This window comes from Methyloversatilis universalis FAM5 (assembly GCF_000214035.2).
GTDB lineage: Bacteria > Pseudomonadota > Gammaproteobacteria > Burkholderiales > Rhodocyclaceae > Methyloversatilis > Methyloversatilis universalis.
This window is the reverse complement of record NZ_AFHG01000048.1, coordinates 168,097-184,593: the sequence shown is the minus strand read 5'-3', so window position 1 is coordinate 184,593 and position 16,497 is coordinate 168,097. Positions and strand designations below refer to the sequence as shown.

The following is a 16,497-nucleotide window of genomic DNA, read 5'->3' as shown; positions in this document are numbered from 1 at the left end:
GCCTTCTCGCTCTTGTCCCACAGCGCGTCAGGTTTCGCTTTGTGCCTGGCCTGCTCGGCGTATCTCGGGTCGCGCTGCCGGTAGCCGTTGTCGCACACCCAGGCGGGAACGTTCCGGCGCTCCAGTCCGGCGAGGTTCTTCTCGGAGTGATAGCCCGCATCCGCGCAGATCGCGGTGTCGGGCCTGCGCTGTGCGCTGCTGGCGTCGATCACCGGCAGCAGCAGTTCCTGTTCCGACCCGGTGCCGTGCGCCTGCGCATCGACCACGATCTGGTGGGCGGCATCGACCGTGGCCACCCCGGTATAGCCCTGGACCACGCCCTTGGCGGTGGCCATCTTGGCCGAGTCGTTGTCGGTGCGATTCGACAGGCGCACCGCGCCCCTGGCGCCCTGCCTGTCCTGCGGGTTACGCGCCAGCCAGTCGCGGATCTTCGCCGCCTCGCGGCTCAGACGTTCGCGGGTGCGCTGTGCGCGGGCGGCCTCGTGGTCGCAGCCGGCGGCATCGCGGGCCTTCTGCTCGGTGATCATGCGCTGCACGGCCGCCTCCATCTTCGCGGCCTCACGCTCGAAGTCGGCCCGCGTGCCGCTCTTCGCTTTGGAGGCATTCGACGGCAGCTTCACGCCGTCGATGGCGAAGAGCTCTCGCCCGATCAACCCCTGGCGGTCGCACACCAGCAGCACCTGGGTGAAGAGCGCGCGGGCCTCATCGCCCAGATGGCTGATGAAGTGGGCGACCGTCGTGAAGTGCGGCGCGCTGTCGCCGGAGACGGCCATGAACAGCACGTTGTGGCGGCAGGCGGTAGCGATGGCGCGCGAACCGATCAGCCCGCGCGAGTAGCCGAGCAACACGATCTTGAGCAGCACCGCCGGATCGAAGGCCGGGGCACCACCGGCGTCGTTGGCATAGCGGGCGCGGAGCGCGGAAAGATCGAGGTCGTTGTCGACCAGGTGGCAAAGCGCGAACTCGAAGGTGCCGGGCAGCACCTGCTGCGCGAAATCGACCGGGATGAGCTTCAGGCCGTAGTCGGGCGTCTTGAATCGCGGCATCGCAGGGCTCCGGAGAGGCGATGCGCAATCATAACGACGGCATGTAGACGGCGGTGGGGCGGGAGAGGTTTTTCTACAGCCTCAACGTTCAAGGTAACCGGACTGCGCGGCTTTTCGCGCAGGTCCGGTTGACCGCAGGGTTATGCATTCTTGCTGACCAAGTTGGCAAGCAAGTCCAATAGAAACGCGGCAGCCTGTCCAATTGCGTAAAGAACTGCTGCCCCGACAATGCCACCAACGACGGCCTGCAGTAGCCAATGCAGCCGCTCTTTGTCGCGACGTAGAAACTTGATGTTTGGGAATGCTGTATTCAACAGGCGGAGAAGTAGCTGATTAAGATAGGTCCAAGTGTTAGAGAAGATGAGCAGAACAAATAAGAAGGCAAAGACGAATGCATTCTCGATTGCGAGTTTTGGAGCAATTTTGGTTGCTGCCCACAGACTCAGTAGAAAACCCAAGGTAACCCCTACCAATTGGACTCCGAACGCGGTCCATGCCGAGCGAGCCCAGCGGTTCCGAGTCTTGTATTTGGCTAGGCCCTCCTGAACGGCAGCAAATGAGGCATCAACCCAATCCTTATCATCTGCGGTGACGGTTAGGAAGGAAGAGTTTGGATCTTTTTCGTCGAGGCGCAATTCCAACACCGTGCCGATAGCTCGATTTGAGCGAAGGCTCTCAACTGTTTCAACAGTAAACAAGACGCGCTCCACTGACTTAGCTAAACGGTAATACTTAAGCAAGTCGTCAACTGAGAAAACGCGATAACCCTTGTTATCGAATCGAATGATGTAAGTAAGAATCGCTCCCTTGTTAGCTAAATCTTCTTCAGCGAGGGAGGCGTTAATCGTTCCAAGTCGTTCTGAAAAAAGCGCCGATAGTTGGGTCAGGTTTTCCTCACTAATGGAAACATTCGCAATCTGCTGATCTCGAAGAAAGTGGGCCATTGTTCAACCTAGGCTAATAGTGATGCATAACGTGATGCATAAATCACATTTGCGTGATATATCAGAACACTGCGTGATATTCCAGCGAACCATGCAGACGATTCACTCGTGAATTCAAGGCATTGATGGCTGCGCCGATTTATCCAAGCCTCTCATCTGCGCTGTTACACGGCTATCGACCTTTCGTACGAGCCAGCGCCGCGCCGACCCGCGATAATGGGCGGCTCGCCCCAGCCGCACCGCCATGTCCGCCCCGCCCGTTTTCCGCCTGACCGACGTACCCCGCGCGATCGCGTTCTTTCTGGACCGCGACCGGCGGCGCTATCTGTTTTTCGTGTGCGTGCTGGGCGTGGTGCAGTTCTATCCGATGCTGCCGCCCTACCTGATCGGGCGGGTGGCGGATTTCCTGCTCGGCTGGCAGCGCGGTGACAGCCTGACGCCGCTGTATGCGCTGGTGGGCACGCTGGGCGTGGCGCATGCCTGCGTGGCGCTGGTGCGGCTGTCGACCAAGCGGGTGATCGGGCGCATGGCGATCGACGCGCGCATGCGCGCCAAGGTGTGGGGTTTCGAGCGGCTGCTGGATTTCTCGCTGGCCTGGCACCAGAAGGAAAGCACCGGCAACAAGGCGCAGAGGGTGATCACCGGAGCAGACGCGGTGCGCGACTGGACCAGCGATCTGGTCAATGCGCTGCTCACCGCCAGCGGCGCCTTCTTCGGCGCGCTGATCGCCTGCATGCTGCTGCACCCGGCGACGGTGCTGTTCTTCCTCTACTACTGCGGCGTGCTCGGTTTCATCGAGTGGTACTTCTACCGTCGCATCGCGCGGCTGTCCGACCAGATCAACGCGTCGATGGAAAACGCGAGCGGCAGCTTCGTCGAGAGCGCGGCCAACATCCTGTCGGTGAAGGCGATGAACGCCGCGGCCGACATGAGCGCGCGGGTGGCCGAGCGCGAGCGGGCGGCGCGCGATTTCGCCTACCGCCGGCTGCGGCTCACCAACACCAAGTGGATGCTGTTCCAGCTGCACACCGCGGCGGCCTGGGCGCTGTACATCTACGGCGTGGCCTGGGGCGTGATGGAAGGCGGGCTTTCGGTCGGCCTGGTGCTCACCTACAGCGCCTACTTCAACACGCTGCGCGAGGCGTCGATGGACATGACCGACCGCGTGCAGACCATGATCGAGCGCACCTCCAACCTCGGCCGCATGATGCCGCTGTTCGACGCGCCGCCCGGCCCGCAGGGCACGCAGGACTGGCCGGCCGGCTGGCAGCGCATTTCGGCGCGCGCGCTCACCTTCGCGCACGACGGCCGGCGGGTGCTCGGCCCGCTGGACATGGACATCGCGCGCGGCGAGCACGTAGGCATCGCCGGCCGCTCAGGCTCCGGCAAGAGCACGCTGGTGAAGCTGCTGCTGGCGCTGTACGCGCCGGAATCCGGCCGGCTGTCGGTCGATGAAGGCACCAGCAGCGTGCCGCTGGCCGACATCCGGCACGAGGCGCTGCTGCATCACGTAGCGGTGGTGCCGCAGGAAACCGAACTGTTCAGCCTGTCGCTGCGCGAGAACCTGACGCTGGGCCGCGAAGTGAGCGAGGTCGATGTGCTGGCCGCCTGCCGCATCGCCCAGCTCGAGGACGTGATCGCGCTGCTGCCGGAGGGGCTGGACAGCCCGGTCGGCGAGCGCGGTCACAGCCTGTCCGGCGGCCAGCGCCAGCGCGTCGGCATCGCGCGTGCGGTGCTGCGCAACGCGCCCATCCTGCTGCTGGACGAAGCCACCTCGGCGCTCGACGCCGACACCGAGGCGCGCGTGATCGACGCGCTGATGACCGAGCACGCGCCGGGCCGCACCGTCATCCTGATCGCGCACCGGCCGCGCGCCTTCGAGCGCGTCAGCCGCGTGCTCACGCTGGACGCCGGACGGCTGCTCGCCGACGACGCGCGTCCGGCCGCAGTACCGGCTTCCGCATAGTTCCATCGGACCGGCCGGCTACCCCCAATGCGGTATTGTGCGCGGCCGCCCGCGGGCGGATTCTTGCGTCGTGGGCGCCGCGCGGCGACGGCCCGGTGCAGGGGAAGACTGCAAACCGAACTTCGCACCGACGCGCAGGCCTGCCTGAGGGATGTGAGCCCCGAGGGCCCCTCCCTGCGCACCGCACGCACGCGGCCCCCACGCCCGCCTTTCACGGACTGAGCAGCACCGACTGATCGAGTACGACACGATGAACGCGCCCGCCATCAAACCCGCCAGCATGTTCCAGCAGATCGGTGGAGAAGAGCCGCTGCGCCGGCTGGTGAATGCCTTCTACGACATCGTCGAAACCCACCCGGACGGCGAGCCGGTGCACAAGCTGCACCTGGAAGGCTTCGGCGTGGCCCACCTGCGCGAGGCGCAGTTCGAGTTCCTGTGCGGCTTTCTCGGCGGCCCCCGCTATTACGCCGAGCGCATGGGCCACTCCAACCTGCGGCAGATGCACGCCCACGTCGCGATCGGGCAGGCCGAAGTGGTGTCCTGGCTGCGCTGCATGGTGCATGCGATCGAAGCCACCGGCATTCCGACCGATGTCGGCGTGCGCCTGATGCAGCACTTCACCCGCGCCGCCGAAGCGCTGAAAAACCGGGACTGAGCGAGGGGCGGTTAAACTGCCGGCGGATTCCCGAACCGCCGCTCCGCCACCGTGTCCGCACCTTCGTCCGCCGCACCCGTCACCGCAGCCCCTCCGCCACCCGACGCCCGGCGCGCCGCCCCGCCCGCGCTGTTCAGCGTGGTGGTACCCGCCTACAACGAAGCCGGTGCGCTGGCTGGCACGCTGGACATGATCGCCGGCCAGCTCGCCGCCCTGGTGCCGCATTACGAAATCGTGGTGGTCGACGACGGCAGCCGCGACGACACCGCGCGCATCGCCGCCGCCTGCGCCGCCCGGCTGCCGGTCACGCTGGTGCGCTTCTCGCGCAATTTCGGCAAGGAGGCGGCGATTTCCGCCGGCCTGCAGCACGCGCGCGGCGACGTGGTGGTGTGCATGGACGCCGACGGCCAGCACTCGGCCGACCTGATCGGCCGCATGCTGGCGCTGTGGCGCGAAGGCTGGGACATGGTCTATGCGGTACGCGACGACCGCGCGCAGCAGGGCCTGCTCAACGAAGTGGGGTCGCGCCTCTTCTACCGGCTGATGAATCTCGGCGGCCGGCTCGACATTCCGCCCAATGCCGGCGACTTCCGGCTGATGGACCGCAAGGTGGTCGACGCCCTGCTTGCGCTGCCCGAGCGCCAGCGCTTCATGAAGGGCATGTACGCCTGGGTGGGCTTCCGCTCGGTCGGCATTCCCTACACCCCGCTGCCGCGCGCCGCCGGCACCACCACCTTCAACCGCTTCAACCTGATGCGGCTGGCGTGGACCGGACTCACCAGCTTTTCGGTGCTGCCGCTGCGGCTGGCCAGCCTGACCGGGCTGGCACTGTCCACGCTGGCCTTCGCCTACGGCCTGTTCATCGTGATCGAGAAGCTGCTGCTCGGCATCGACGTGCCGGGCTGGCCGACCGTGGTGGTGAGCATCATGTTCTTCTCCGGCGTGCAGCTGCTGTTCATCGGCATCCTCGGCGAATACCTCGCCCGCGTGTACGAGGAAGTGAAGGGCCGGCCGCCCTATGTGGTGGCCGAAGTGGTGACGCCGGCACGGCCGGCGGCGGATGTTCGGGAGGCGCAGGGCTGATGCGCGCTTCGGTGCTGCTCTTCCTCATCGTCGGCGGCTGCGCCGCCGCCACCCATTACTTCGTGACCCTGGGCGTGGACTGGGCCACCAGCATCGCGCCCGCTTGGTCCAACCTGATCGGTTTCCTGTGCGCCTTTCCGGTGAGCTATCTCGGCCACCGCAACCTGTCGTTCGCCGGCACGAAGGCGCCGCACCGCACCGCGCTGCCGAAACTGATGGCGGTATCGGGTACCGCCTTCGTGGGCAACCAGATCATGCTGGCGGCACTGCTCGAGTACACGCCGCTGCCGCTGTGGCTGGCGCTGGGCATCGTGCTGGTATTCGTCGCGCTGAGCACCTGGCTGCTCGGCCGCTACTGGGCGTTCGCCCAACCGCCGGCATGAGGACGGTGTTCGTGACCGCAGACGACTACGGCTTCAACGCCGCGGTCGATGACGGCATTCTGGCGCTGGCCGAAGCCGGCCGGCTGGCCGGCGCCGGCTGCATGACGCGCGCGCCCGGCTGGCGTGCGGCAGCGGCGCGGATTCCCCCGCCGCCAGCCACGCCCGGCGGCGATGCGGAGGACGGGCTGTCGCAGGACAGTCGCGGCGTCTGCGGCTGGGGTCTGCACCTCGACCTGACCGAATTCAGTCCGCAGCGCCGCGGCCTGTGGCCGCTCATCGCCGCCAGCCTGATGCGGCGGCTGGACCCGGCCGCACTGCGCGCGGAAATCACTGCCCAGTGCATGCTGTTCGAAGACGCCACCGGCCACGCGCCGGACTATGTGGACGGTCACCAGCACGTGCACCAGCTGCCGCAGGTGCGCGAGGCACTGGTCGAGGTGCTGGCAGAGCGCTACGCCGGCCGGCTGCCCTGGCTGCGCATCAGTGGCGCCCGCGTCGGCGACGGCGCGAAGGCGCTGTTCATCGCCGCACTCGGTGCCGACGAACTGGAACGGCTGGCCACCGCCGCCGGCATGGACTGCATGCCGCGCCTGCTCGGTGCCTACGGCTTCGACGGCGACGCCGAAGGCTACCGGCGCCGGCTGGGCGACTGGCTCGCGCGCGCTGCCGACGGCCATGCTCTGATGGTGCATCCGGCGACCGGCGCGCTGTCCGGCGACCCGATCGGCCCGGCGCGGGTACGCGAGTACGGCGTGCTGATGGACCACCTGCCCGGCCTGATGGCAGCCACCGGCACCCGGCCCGGTTCGCTGGCACGGCCACCGGCCGGATCGTGACGCAGTTCCGCATCCGACCGGCTGGCGCGGCTTTGCCGGGTGCTGCGACGCAAAACGTAACGAATCACCCGGCCCGGGCGTGACCGATTACCGGCGGTCCGCCGCCCATCTCCGTAGCATGGAACCCATCGCACGGCAGCCGCCGCGCAGACCCATCCACGCATCGGAGTCACCGCATGACCAAGCTGTTCGCCCGCCTCGCACTGCCGCTGATCGCCACCTTCGCCATGCACGGCGCGCACGCCGAATCCTGCGGCGCCACCACCTTCTCGTCGGTGGCCGCCAGCAGCTGCTCCGGCGCCTACTCCGGCAACCTGAATGGCAAGGTGGCCGAACTGGACGCGCTGGCCAGCCTGTTCGGCGGCAGCTGGAGCTATCTGGGCGCCAGCAACGGCAGCAACTTCGGCCCGTTCTCTTCGGCACCGAACGGCGCCACCAGCGGCACGCTGAGCTTCGACAGCGCAGTCAGCGGCCGTTTCGTGATCGGCCTGAAGGCGGCCAACCAGTACAGCTACTACTTCTTCGACAGCGCCTCGCCGGTCAGCAGCCTCAGCTTCAATACCACCGCCGGTGTCGCGACCAATGTGCGCGGCATCGCGCAGAACCTGTCGCACGCGGTGCTCTACACCGGCAGCGCGCTGCCGCCGATCGCGCCGGCCATGCCGGTGCCGGAACCCGGCGGCTGGGCCATGTTCGCCGCCGGACTGGGCGTGCTCGGCCTGATCGCACGCCGCCGCGCCTGATTCCGGGCCCGGTCCGCACGACGCCCCGCCCGCGCGGGGCGTTTTCTTTTGTGCGGCTGTCAGCGCCGGGCGGTGTCATGCGTTGAGCAAACGCTCACTTCTTCCACCCCCTCTCCGTGATTCCAGCCGCTTTTCGCCGCTTCGCCCCCGCCCTGCTGTCCATCGCCCTCGTCCTCTACGTGCTGCACGGTTTCGGCCAGCACGGCCTGAGCAATGACGAAGAGGTGCAGCACGTCTATGGCCGCCTGCTGCTCGACTACTACGCCTCCGGCCTGACCGACCTGTCGGCCTTCCAGTACAAGAACCTCTATCTGTACGGCGGTCTGTTCGACCTGATCGCGGCGCTGGCCGAACGCCTGCTGCCGGCGATGAATGTGTGGGACCTGCGCCACCTGCTGACCGCGCTGTTCGGCCTGGGCGGTCTGTACGCGGTGCATCGCACCGGCCGTCTGCTCGGCGGCGCCACGCACGGGCTGACCGCGGTCGTGCTGCTGATGATCACCGGCGCATGGAGCGGCGCGCTGTTCACCCATACCAAGGACATTCCGTTCGCCGCCTGCATGGCCTGGGCCACCTTCTGCATCGTGCGCCTGGTGCCCGTGCTGCCCCGGCCACCGCTGTCGCAGGTGCTGCAGCTGGGTGCGGCCATCGGCTGCGCCTTCGGCCTGAGGGTGGGCGCGGTGTTCGCGGTGATGACGCTGGGGCTGACCGTGCTGGCGGCGAGCGCGCTGTCCGCCGGCGACCTGCGCGCGCGCGCGGCCCACTTCTTCGCTTCGCTGCGCGCACTGCTGCCGGCGGTGCCGGTGGCGGTGGTGCTGATGGGCGTGTTCTGGCCGTGGTCGGTGCAGGCGCCGGGCAATCTGTTCAGCGCGCTCACCACCTTCTCGCACTTCACGTTCGAACTGTTCACCGTGCTCGACGGCGTACAGATGAAGATCGGCGAAGTGCCGCGCCACTACCTGCCGCTCTATCTCGCGGCGCGCCAGCCCGAGCTGACGCTGGCCGGGCTGCTGCTGGCCGCCGGCGCCGGCATTGCCGGTGCACGCCGCATACGGTGGATGCACTGGCTGCCGGTGCTGCTGGCCGCCGGTCTGCCGCTGCTGCTGGCCATCGCCACCCGCCCGGCGCTGTACAACGGCGTGCGCCACTTCACCTTCCTGCTGCCGCCGCTGGCGCTGATCGCCGCCGGTGGTCTGGTCGCCAGCGCACGCGCGCTGCGGGGCCGGCCGCTGCCGGCCGCCGCCTTCGCCGCGCTGTGCGCGGTGGGCGTGGCGCTGCCGCTGATCGACATGGTGCGGCTGGCGCCCTATCACTACGTGAACTACAACCGACTGGCCGGCGGCTTCGCCGGCGCCCCCGGGCGCTGGGAAACCGACTACTGGTCGGACGGCGTGCGCGAGGCGGCCGGCCTGCTGCGCGCGCGGCTGGATGCGGAACCGGCTCCGGCCGAACCATGGCAGGTGGCGGTATGCGCCGAGTCGGTGCAGGCACAGGCCTGGCTGCCGGCCGACCGCTACCAGGTGACCAAGGACTGGGTGCGCGCCGACTTCTTCATGTCGACCACCCACATGGCCTGCGACGAGGTGCTTGCGGGCCAGGAGATCGGTCGGGTCGAACGCATGGGCGTGCCGCTCACCATCGTGAAGGACAGGCGCGCGGTGCCGCCGGAACAGCGCCGGCCGCTGCGCTAAACTCGCGCATCCCCCTCGCCCGCGGCCTGCCGCCGCTTGCCGATGACCGCACCATCGCCCGTCGCCCGCCATTTCCGCCAGATCCTGCTGTGGCCGCTGCGGCTGATGCCGCTGCGCTCGGGTGAACAGGTGCAGCGCCACTCGGAAGCGCTGGCCGCGATCACCGAAAACAATCCGTGGCGCGAACAGCGCGACGAATTCACCGGCTCGCCAGCCGACTTCCACGAGCGCCACTACCGCGAATTCGTCACCTTCCTGCCGCACGTGCAGCGCTTCCTGTACGGACAGGGCCGCTCCAGCAGCAGCCTGCGCGGCTATGGCGAATCGCCGATCCGGGTGTTCCGCCGGCACGACATCGACCGCGTGCGCCTGGGCTGCGAGGACGGCAGCGAGCTGGATCTGAAGGTGCAGCACCTCGACCTCTACTTCTTCTATGACGTGGACGTGGTGCTGCTGGCGCTCGAGGTGTATGCCGACGACCTGCCGCTGACCCGGGTGCAGGAACTGATGTTCCGCTTTGGCCGCGCCTTCCCGGCCAAGTGGGGCGAGGACGGCCGGGCCGCGCAGTGCATGCGCAGCGTGCAGTGGCTGGACCGCGACGGCCGGGTGCTGGCCGAATCCGACTACAACGAGCGCGAGCGCTATCTGCGCCATGTGTGGGAACACCGCGCCTCGGCCATCGGCCGGCACTGGGAATACCTGCTCCATCCGATGGTGCAGCACCACTCGGAAGCGCCCGGCGACATCCGCTACCGGCAGCTGGAATATCACCGCCAGCCCAAGATGACCTTCCTCGCCTTCGACGACCCGTTCGCGCTGACACGCGAGGACTTCGTCCGCCTGGGCCAGGCCACGCAGCCGGACGACGGGCGACCGCTGCCCTATTCCGAGGCGGTCATGTCGGACTTCGAGCGCACCGCCTGCTACGACCGTTTCTGGGGGCCGGAGCGGCGCAGCGACAACGCCAGCACACGGGTCATCTGCACCGGCCCGAACATGGTGATGGTGGGCAAGCACGGGCTGGCCGGCTATTCCGATCCGCAGAACGGCCTGCTCGCCGAGTTCCGTCACCAGTATTTCCTGATCGGCCTGATCGCCCACTTCCACCGCGCCTCGCTGCTCATGCTGATGGACCGGCTGGTGGTGGCGGTGAGCCTGCTCGATGCGGACGAAGTCGATTCGCGCCGCCGCTTCAAGCGCAGCATCCGCGCGACGATGGAAATCTTCCTGCGCTTCAACCACCGCTACTGGTTCGGCGAGGTGTCGAAACAGTCGATGGCCAAGGACCTGTTCGACATGTGGAGCCGCAATCTCGGCAACGAGACGCTGTACAACGAACTGCGCGCCGAAATACTCGACATGGACAACTACCTGGAAGCGGACGACAGCCGCCGCCAGAACGAAACGCTGCTGCGTCTGACCGTGGTGACCATCTTCGGTCTGGTCGGCACCATCGTCACCGGTTTCCTCGGCATGAACATTTTCGACGGCCCGCCGGCCACGCTCGCGGGCAAGATCGGCGCCGTCCTGGCGGTGGCGGTGCCCACGCTGCTGCTCACCTTCTACACGCTGAAGAAATCGAGCGCGCTGTCCGAATTCATGGACGCGGTGTCCGACGACGCGCTGACGCCGCGGCAGAAGGTGCGCTCCTTCCTGCGCATCTGGCGCCGACGGCCACAGCCGGGCCGCCGCCGCAGCGACGTCGCGGCCGCCACGGTCGCGGCGACCCGCCGGCGGGCCTGACCCGATCCAGCTCAAGCGCACTGTCGAATTTCTTGACAGCACACCCTGCGCGCGCAGGGCGATCGCCCGCAAAGCCCGCGCACACGCGGACGTACGGATACGGCATGTTTATTGCACGTGAGTGAAGTTTCCATTTTCAGACGAGGATGTCCGATGAAAGCTCTCGCGTTCGCCGCCGTACTGGGCGCCTTCGCCCTGCCGGCCTCCGCCGCCTTCCAGACCGCAGATTTCGGCAGCTACTCGGTCACCTATGACGATGCCAGCGCGCTCGGCGGCATCAGCTTCAGTTCCAGCGGCGGTGGCAACACGGTCGGCTTCGGCTGGAAGCTGGTCGATTCGCTGGTGGTGAATGACGCCACCACCGATTTCGTGCTGCCCAGCTTCACCGTGGTCGCCAACCCGGGCTACACGCTGAGCGGCGCGCTGACCGGTTTCATCGGCAACCTGTCCTTCTCCGAGTTCGGCTCCGGTGAATCCGGCGCCTGGATCAGCGGCACCGTGTCGATCAACGGCAGCCCGCTCATCCCCTTCTCCGAACTGCTGAACCGCACCACCCAGCTCAGCCTCCCGAGCATCCGCAGCGGCTACTACAGCCTCGGCGGCACTCAGGATTTCGGCAGCTTCTCGTCACTGGTGGTGTCCAACCTGACCCTCACGCTGAGCGCCAGTTCGACCGCCGTGGTGTCAGGCAACGACCAGGGCGAACTGCGCATCGGCTTCGTCGCCGCGCCGGTGCCGGAAGCCGACACCTACGCCATGCTGCTGGCCGGTCTGGGCATCGTGTCGCTGGTGGCCCGTCGCCGTCTGCCGCGCTGACTGCAGTACGCACCATGAAAAAAGCCGGCGCGAGCCGGCTTTTTTCTTTCCGTCACCCGCCTCAGTCTCCCTCCGGCTCGCTGCTTTCGGGCTGAATGGCCGGTGATCAGGCTTGAATCGGGCGCTGAACGGGCGACACCGGTTGCCCGCCCGTTCGGCACCCGGGCATGGCTTCGATCAAGCCGGTGTTGAACAGTCTTTTCCGCGACGGCAGGCGTCGAAACAGCTTCGCAACATTCGATCGGCATCGTGCGCACATCGTCTTCGCAGAGCGCCACAGATGTCAGCTCGCCATGCCCGCCGACTTGTTGTCGCCCTCCTGCTGTCCATCGCCTGGGCGTCGGCACAGGCTGACGATACAAGCTGGAGTTTCCGCGCCGAGTATCCGGACTATGTGGTGTCAGTCCCCGGACACTTCCTTTCCTACGTGCCCATCGCCACCGAGCGCGGCCCCGGCGTTCTGTTCAGCCATGAGATCCAGGCCAATGGTGAGCCACGTTTGCATCCGCTGCCGTCCTTTGAAGTGTCGCCAAGGCGTGACCTGCCACTGGCCGCTGCGGTGGCCATCAGCGTGGACGACCTCGTCTTCTCTGAAACCGGAAACGCGCTCAGCCGGGCATCGCTGCAGGGCTGGCTGGTCGCAGACGGCCGGGTAATCGGTGCCATCGACCATGCGCTCACGAAAACCACGGTCATCAGCAATGCGGGTCTCCGCGCCGGCTTCTTCAGTCTGGAGACCGACCTCTTCCTGATTCAGCGCTTCAGGCACCTCAGTATCACCGGTCTTCAGCTGTCGTTCGACCCGGGCAACGATGCCTCGGCGATATTCAGCATCGACAGCACCGCACTGACGCTGTCCATTCACGTTGCCGAGGTACCGGAGCCGGCGTCGCCCCTCCTGCTTGCAGCGGGGCTCGGCGTGATCGGCTGGAGACGGCGGTTGCTCGACCGGGCGGCTTGAGGAATACCCGCAGGTCTCAGTCCGCCTCGCCGCTCTCCGGCGCAGCGGGCGTCACTTCAGGCAGCGGTGCCTCGGCGGGCGGCGTGTCCGGCGGCAGTTCGGCTTCGGCGATCTCTTCCGCCAGTTCCTCTTCCGACACCGCGGCCGCGCCGGCGAGTGCGGCCAGATCGCCCACCCAGCGCGCGCGCGCGTCGTTGCCCAGCAGATCGATCTGTTCCACCTCGACCTCGACCCGCGAACGCGGATCGCGCGCAGGCAGGCTGGGGCAGCGCAGCACCAGCGGAATCTGCTCGAGACGGATGAGTGACTCGCGCAGCACGATGGCCGACAGCGGCGAGGTGTCGCCGGCCGCGGCGCGCTGACGCAGCCAGCGCAGGCACCAGTAGCGCTCCATCGAGCGCTGGAAATCGGCGTAGGCGGCATACACCAGCTCGAAATCGCGCAGCGCCGACAGCAGCGCCTCCGACTTCGGCGGGAATACCGGCGGCTCGCCGCGCAGCAGCGTGATCATCTGCCACTGGTTCACCAGATCGACGTAGCGGCGCAGCGGCGAGGTCGACCAGGCATAGCAGTCGACGCCCAGACCTTCGTGCGGCGCGGCGACCGTGGTCATGCGCACCTTGCCGGCGCCCTGGGCGCGGTACAGCGCCGGAATGCCGGCGTCGCGCAGATTCGCGCCCCAGGTGTTGTTGGCGACGATCATCAGCTCGGCCACCAGCTTGTCCAGCGGACTGCCACGGGCACGGCGCAGGATGTCGACGCGGCCTTCGCCGTCTTCGGTCGCCTGTTCCCAGTCGACATAGAAGTTGAAATCCATCTGGCCGCTGTTGGCGGACGGCTTGCCGCGGCCGGCCTCCAGCACTTCGGCCAGACGCCACAGCAGCAGCAGTTCGTCGCGCCACTCGAAGTCCGGCAGGTCGCCGGCGGCCAGGGTGTCGTCGTTGAACAGCGGCTCGATCGCGTGGTGACGCAGATTGGCGACCACCGCGACGCGGTCGATGCGGGTTTCCTTGGCGGTGATGCGCAGATCGGTCTCGACGTCGAGGTAGAGCGACAGCGCCGGGCAGTCGCGGCCTTCCGCCAGCGTATAGGCCTCGACCGCCTCGTCCGGCAGCATGGTGATCTTGCGGCCCGGGAAATAGACGGTGGACAGCCGCGCGCGGGCGATGTCGGCCAGCGGCGTGCCCGGCTGGATGGCCAGCGAAGGCGCGGCGATGTGGATGCCGATGCGCCAGCCGCCGCCCTCTTTCGGGCGCACCGAGAAGGCGTCGTCGATTTCGGTGGTGGTGGCGTCGTCGATCGAGAAGGCGCGCACGCCGGCGTCCGGCAATTCGCCGACCGGCGGCACTTCGTGGGTCGGGAAGTCGGTGCCCTTCGGGAAGTACTCGAACAGGAAGCGGCCGAGGTGATATTCGTGGCTGGACGCGAAAGCGCCCGCCCGGGCCATGATGCCGACCACCGACAGGCCGGCGGCCACGGCGGCCGCCTCGACCGCCTTGGTTTCCAGCCGGTTGCGGTCCGGCTTGTACAGGATCTGCGTCGCGCAGGCGGCGATTTCGGGCGGCGTGCGGCCGGCCTGAAGCTCGGCGCTCCAGTGCTCGATCTGTTCCTGCTGCAGCCGTTTCTTCTCCAGCCCAGCCAGCGCGGCCTTCAGGATGTCCGGCGGTGCCTTGCGGAAACGGCCGCGGCCCTTGCGGTGGAAATACACCGGCGCCGCATGCAGGCCCAGCAGGATGGCGGTGGACTGCACCGCGGTCGGCGTGGCGCCGTGGTACTCGCGGGCCAGTTCTTCGAAGGCGAATTCGTCATCGCCGCACACTTCCCACAGGAAGGGCGCGTCGAGTTCGGCGGCCTGGGCTTCGGCGGCGGCCAGCAGCGCGGACGGTTCGGGGCTGGTGAAGCGCAGCAGCACATGGGCTGCCTTCACCTTGGAGCGCTTGCCGCTGGGCAGTTCGACCTGCAGCGAGGACACGCTGTCGGTCATCACGGAACCGGCGCGGAAGTGGCCGTCCTCTTCGAAAAGAACGTTCATGAAACGGGGCAACAGGGATTCGGTCCGTGATTATCGTTGAAAGCGGTCACACACTGTCGCATCGCGGCAAAAAGCCTCGGGACCGTCACGTCGGCCGGCTACAATCGGCTGCCCGCCCGCCACCCTGGCAGGCCCGACCCGGAACCCGCGACACGTGGCCGACGCCGACGAAATCCTGCACTCCGACGCGATGCAACAGCGCCTGCAAGAGGTGAGGACGCTGCTCGACCGTCAGAAGCGGGTGGAGAGCCTGGTGCACCGCCAGGAAATGCCGCGCCACGAACTGGTCGAGAACCTGATCGCGAAACAGCATCACAACGAGCTGACCAAGAAGCTCGATGCGATGCACCCGGCCGACATCGCCTACATCCTGGAGGCGCTGCCGCCGGACGACCGTCTGCTGGTGTGGGATCTGGTGCGCGCCGAGCGCGACGGCGAAATCCTGCTCGAAGTGTCGGACGCGGTCCGCGAATCGCTGATCGACGCGATGGAGCCGAAGGAGCTGGTGGCCGCGGTCGAACAGCTCGACGCGGACGAACTGGCCGACCTTGCGCCCGACCTGCCGACCGAAGTCATGCAGGACGTGTTCAGCTCGCTCGATCACGAGGAGCGCGAACAGCTGCGGGCGGCGATGTCCTACCCGGAGGATTCGGTCGGCGCGCTGATGGATTTCGACATGGTGACCGTCCGCGAGGACGTGACGCTGGAAGTGGTGCTGCGCTACCTGCGCCGCTTCGACGAACTGCCGGACCACACCGACCAGATCTTCGTGGTCGATCGCGACGACAAGCTGCGCGGTGCGCTGTCGCTGAACACGCTGCTGGTGAACGACGTCGAGGTCGAGGTGGCCAGCGTGATGCAGGATCACCAGCTGGTGCTGCACGCCGATGACAGCGCCGAATCCGCCGCCCAGGCTTTCGAGCGCTACGACCTGGTGTCTGCACCGGTGATCGACCACCACGACCAGCTGATCGGCCGGCTCACCGTGAATGAGGTGATGGACTTCATCCGCGAACAGTCGGAAGAGGAACTGCTGGCCCAGGCCGGTCTGCGCGAGGAGGAGGACATCTTCGCGCCCATCATGGATTCGGTGAAGAACCGCTGGGCCTGGCTGGCGATCAATCTGGTCACCGCCTTCTTCGCCTCGCGCGTGATCGGTGCCTTCGAAGGCTCGATCGAAAAGCTGGTGGCGCTGGCCGCGCTGATGCCCATCGTGGCCGGCATCGGCGGCAACTCCGGCAACCAGACCATCACCATGATCGTGCGCGCGATCGCGCTCGGCCAGATACAGCCGGAGGCGGCACGCCGGCTCTACCGCAAGGAAATGGGCGTGGCACTGATCAACGGCATCGTGTGGGGCGGTCTGCTCGGCCTGCTTGCGTGCTGGCTGTACGACTCGTGGGCGCTCGGCATGGTGATGACCGGCGCGATGACGCTGAACCTTCTGCTGGCCGCCTTTGTCGGTGTATCGGTGCCCATGCTGATGGCGCGCTACGGACGCGATCCGGCGGTGGGCTCTTCGGTGCTCATTACCGCGGTGACCGACTCCGGCGGCTTCTTCATCTTCCTCGGGCTGGCCACCCTGTTCCTGCTCTGAC

14 protein-coding genes are annotated in these 16,497 nt (G+C 67.2%); 11 read left to right on the top strand and 3 right to left on the bottom strand.

Annotated elements, in window-relative coordinates; translation table 11 throughout:
- A partial coding sequence (locus tag METUNV1_RS10035) for a transposase (protein ID WP_043359618.1) occupies positions 1 to 1,046 on the bottom strand: 1,046 nt, incomplete at its 3' end.
- A 140-nt stretch (positions 1,047 to 1,186) separates the two neighbouring features.
- A complete protein-coding gene (locus tag METUNV1_RS10030; RefSeq protein WP_139026340.1) occupies positions 1,187 to 1,990 on the bottom strand; it encodes a membrane domain protein in 804 nt (267 codons plus the stop codon).
- 244 nt (positions 1,991 to 2,234) lie between these two features.
- Here METUNV1_RS10030 and METUNV1_RS10025 point away from each other — a divergent pair, with 244 nt between their 5' ends.
- The 10 genes from METUNV1_RS10025 (at position 2,235) to METUNV1_RS09980 (ending at position 12,867) form a co-directional block, all read left to right on the top strand.
- Positions 2,235 to 3,956 carry an ABC transporter ATP-binding protein gene (locus METUNV1_RS10025; RefSeq protein WP_008061334.1) on the top strand — a complete coding sequence of 574 codons (1,722 nt, stop codon included), beginning with the start codon at positions 2,235 to 2,237 and terminating at the stop codon, positions 3,954 to 3,956.
- Between the two features lie 250 nt (positions 3,957 to 4,206).
- Positions 4,207 to 4,611 (top strand): group II truncated hemoglobin, encoded by a 405-nt coding sequence (locus METUNV1_RS10020; RefSeq protein WP_008061333.1) that lies wholly within the window; start codon positions 4,207 to 4,209, stop codon positions 4,609 to 4,611.
- A 129-nt stretch (positions 4,612 to 4,740) separates the two neighbouring features.
- Positions 4,741 to 5,694 carry a glycosyltransferase family 2 protein gene (locus METUNV1_RS10015; RefSeq protein ID WP_043359643.1) on the top strand — a complete coding sequence of 318 codons (954 nt, stop codon included), beginning with the start codon at positions 4,741 to 4,743 and terminating at the stop codon, positions 5,692 to 5,694.
- Complete coding sequence (locus tag METUNV1_RS10010; RefSeq protein ID WP_008061331.1) at positions 5,694 to 6,077, top strand: GtrA family protein; 384 nt, start codon at positions 5,694 to 5,696, stop codon at positions 6,075 to 6,077. Before METUNV1_RS10015 ends, METUNV1_RS10010 begins: the two co-directional genes overlap by 1 nt.
- On the top strand, positions 6,074 to 6,913 hold the full coding sequence (locus METUNV1_RS10005; protein ID WP_008061328.1) for a ChbG/HpnK family deacetylase: 840 nt from the start codon (positions 6,074 to 6,076) through the stop codon (positions 6,911 to 6,913). Before METUNV1_RS10010 ends, METUNV1_RS10005 begins: the two co-directional genes overlap by 4 nt.
- Positions 6,914 to 7,089: 176 nt before the next feature.
- Positions 7,090 to 7,656 carry a PEP-CTERM sorting domain-containing protein gene (locus METUNV1_RS10000; protein WP_008061326.1) on the top strand — a complete coding sequence of 189 codons (567 nt, stop codon included), beginning with the start codon at positions 7,090 to 7,092 and terminating at the stop codon, positions 7,654 to 7,656.
- 116 nt (positions 7,657 to 7,772) lie between these two features.
- Positions 7,773 to 9,347 (top strand): glycosyltransferase family 39 protein, encoded by a 1,575-nt coding sequence (locus tag METUNV1_RS09995; protein WP_008061325.1) that lies wholly within the window; start codon positions 7,773 to 7,775, stop codon positions 9,345 to 9,347.
- 42 nt (positions 9,348 to 9,389) lie between these two features.
- Entirely contained in the window at positions 9,390 to 11,090 is a 1,701-nt protein-coding gene (locus METUNV1_RS09990) for a CorA family divalent cation transporter (protein WP_008061321.1), read from the top strand.
- Between the two features lie 153 nt (positions 11,091 to 11,243).
- On the top strand, positions 11,244 to 11,906 hold the full coding sequence (locus METUNV1_RS09985; RefSeq protein WP_008061320.1) for a PEP-CTERM domain protein: 663 nt from the start codon (positions 11,244 to 11,246) through the stop codon (positions 11,904 to 11,906).
- Between the two features lie 280 nt (positions 11,907 to 12,186).
- The gene (locus tag METUNV1_RS09980) at positions 12,187 to 12,867 is read left to right on the top strand and encodes a PEP-CTERM sorting domain-containing protein (RefSeq protein ID WP_008061319.1); all 681 of its coding nucleotides are present in this window, start codon (positions 12,187 to 12,189) and stop codon (positions 12,865 to 12,867) included.
- A 16-nt stretch (positions 12,868 to 12,883) separates the two neighbouring features.
- Here METUNV1_RS09980 and METUNV1_RS09975 read toward each other — a convergent pair whose 3' ends face one another.
- Entirely contained in the window at positions 12,884 to 14,899 is a 2,016-nt protein-coding gene (locus METUNV1_RS09975) for a ribonuclease catalytic domain-containing protein (RefSeq protein ID WP_008061318.1), read from the bottom strand.
- 154 nt (positions 14,900 to 15,053) lie between these two features.
- Here METUNV1_RS09975 and mgtE point away from each other — a divergent pair, with 154 nt between their 5' ends.
- Positions 15,054 to 16,496: a magnesium transporter gene (gene mgtE / locus METUNV1_RS09970; protein ID WP_008061317.1), complete on the top strand. Its 1,443-nt coding sequence runs from the start codon at positions 15,054 to 15,056 to the stop codon at positions 16,494 to 16,496.
- Position 16,497 lies beyond the last annotated feature (1 nt).